A 2,866-nucleotide genomic window follows, 5' to 3' on the forward strand; every position below is an offset into this window, starting at 1 on the left:
GCCGGGTAGAAGTGGAACACGATTTAGCACTCGTGGCACTGATTGGCAATCAGATGAGCCAAACGGCGGGGGCTGGTAAGCAGATTTTTGATGCACTGAGTAACGTGAATATCCGCATGATCAGCTATGGCGCAAGTGCCCACAACTTATGTCTGTTAACACGAGGCTCTGATGCTGACCGTGTGGTGCAAATACTGCACCAGCGGCTATTAGAGCAGTGATAACCAACGTAACCACCGCTTTGCGGGTGCCGCAGCACAGCACCCGCAGCAAATCTCACCTTAATCTTCCGGATCGTAGCCCAAATTAGGTGTCAGCCAACGTTCGGTTTCCACAACCGACAGACCTTTACGGGTGGCATAATCCTGAATCTGATCACGTTGTACCTGTGCTACTGCAAAATATTTACTGTCAGGATGACTAAAATACCAGCCCGATACTGATGCCCCCGGCCACATGGCATAGGACTCCGTCAGACGCATCCCAATACGCTCCTCAACCTGTAACAATGACCAAATAGCTGCTTTTTCGGTATGCTCAGGGCAAGCTGCATAGCCCGGTGCTGGTCTGATCCCCTGATAATTCTCACGGATTAGCTCCTCATTACTGAGTTGCTCATCTGGCGCATATCCCCAAAACGATTGGCGTACCTGCTGATGCAAATATTCTGCAAACGCCTCGGCTAACCGATCGGCTATCGCCTTCACCATGATTTTATTGTAGTCATCTTGCTTGGCATCAAACGCATCGGCCAAGTCATGCTCTTCTAACCCCCCAGTCACTGCAAATGCGCCGTAATAGTCAGCTTTTCCGCTAGATTGTGGGGCAATAAAATCACTCAAGCAGTAATTGGGAAACTCGCTTTTCTCCGTTTGCTGACGCAGATGGTGGCTGACCGCTAACACCTGCTGACGACTATCATCAGCATAAATAACCACATCATCATCAACACTGTTAGCGGCAAACAGCCCCATCACTCCACGCGGTTGCAAAGATCGATCGGCAGCCAGTTGATCGAGCATAGCGTTAGCATCGGCAAACACATTTTGCGCGGCCTCACCGACAACCTCATCTTGCAAAATTTGCGGATACTTGCCGGCCAAAGACCAGGTCATGAAAAATGGAGTCCAATCAATATATTCGCGCAACGTACTGATATCGGCGGCCACTTCACGCACGCCCAGCTGTTTTGGCACCGGTGGCTGGTAGTTTTCCCAATCAATTTTTACTGCATTGGCACGCGCTTGTGCCAGAGTGATCGGCGGTGTACGCGGTTTTTTACGGGCAAATTGTGCGCGTACTTGTTCATACTCACGGCGGGTACGCGCAACAAAATCCTCTTTTTGCGTTTCAGACAACAGTGCAGAGCAGACCCCGACCGTACGTGAGGCATTTTGTACGTACGTTGTCGGGCCGCTGTAGTTTTGCTCAATTTTTACCGCAGTATGGGCTTTTGACGTGGTCGCTCCGCCAATCAGTAGCGGAACGGTAAAGCCCTGCCGCTGCATCTCTTTGGCTACATGCACCATTTCATCGAGCGAAGGGGTGATTAATCCAGATAGACCGATAATATCGACATTCTGTTCACGGGCTGTTTTAAGGATCTTCTCACACGAGACCATCACACCTAAATCGATGATTTCATAGTTATTACACTGCAAAACCACCCCAACAATATTTTTGCCGATATCATGCACATCGCCCTTTACGGTCGCCAGTAAAATTTTACCGGCCGAAGACCCCTGCTGTTTTGAGGCCTGAATATAGGGCTCTAAATAGGCAACCGCCTGCTTCATCACGCGCGCAGATTTAACTACCTGCGGCAAAAACATTTTACCTTCCCCGAACAGATCACCGACCACATTCATGCCGGCCATCAACGGGCCTTCAATGACATGCAGTGGTTTTTCAGCCTCCTGCCGAGCCGCTTCGGTATCTTGCTCAATAAACTCGGTAACCCCTTTCACCAGCGCATACTCAAGCCGCTTACTCACCGGCCAACTGCGCCACTCTGCTGCCTGTTTGTCTTCCGTTTCACCACTTTTTGCTGCCCGATATTTCTCAGCCAACGCCAGCAAGTTTTCCGTGCTATCGGCACGGCGGTTTAGCACCACATCCTCAACAGCATCACGCAATTGCGCAGGCAGATCATCATAAATAGCTAACTGGCCGGCATTCACAATGCCCATATCCATCCCATTACGAATGGCGTAATACAGGAATACTGCGTGAATAGCCTCACGCACCGAATCATTCCCACGAAACGAAAATGAGACATTCGATACGCCACCGGAAATTAAGGCATGCGGTAAGTGCTGTTTGATATCCGCACACGCCTCAATAAAATCAACCGCATAGTTGTTGTGCTCTTCAATACCGGTCGCAATAGCAAAAATATTCGGGTCAAAAATAATATCTTCCGGTGGGAAACCAATCTGTTCGGTGAGCAACCGGTAAGCGCGCTGACAAATCTCAAATTTACGGGCTCGGGTATCAGCTTGCCCAGCTTCATCAAACGCCATCACCACCACCGCGGCACCATAGCGGCGTACCAGACGCGCCTGCGCCAGAAATTTCTCCTCGCCCTCTTTCATCGAAATTGAGTTAACAATGCCTTTACCCTGAACACATTTTAGCCCAGCTTCAATCACCTCCCACTTTGAGGAGTCAATCATCACCGGAACACGAGCAATATCAGGCTCAGAGGCGATCAAATTTAAAAAGCGCACCATGGCTTTTTCAGCATCAAGCATGCCTTCATCCATGTTGATATCGATGATCTGAGCTCCGCTCTCAACCTGCTGACGCGCGACATCTAACGCCTCATCATATTTTTCATCTTTAATCAGGCGTTTAAACTTTGCCG

At 49.7% G+C, this 2,866-nt stretch carries 2 protein-coding genes; one reads left to right on the forward strand and one right to left on the reverse strand.

Going from position 1 to position 2,866, the window contains the following annotated elements; genetic code table 11:
* A partial coding sequence (locus ACRC27_RS11920; protein WP_438639965.1) for an ACT domain-containing protein occupies window positions 1–221 on the forward strand: 221 nt, incomplete at its 5' end.
* Between the two features lie 60 nt (window positions 222–281).
* On the opposite strand, the gene metH is transcribed toward ACRC27_RS11920, so the two are convergent.
* Window positions 282–2,866: methionine synthase (gene metH, locus ACRC27_RS11925; protein WP_438639966.1), on the reverse strand; the 2,585-nt coding region annotated here is incomplete at its 5' end.

The organism is Plesiomonas sp. (assembly GCF_051650925.1).
GTDB lineage: Bacteria > Pseudomonadota > Gammaproteobacteria > Enterobacterales > CAMTGL01 > Plesiomonas.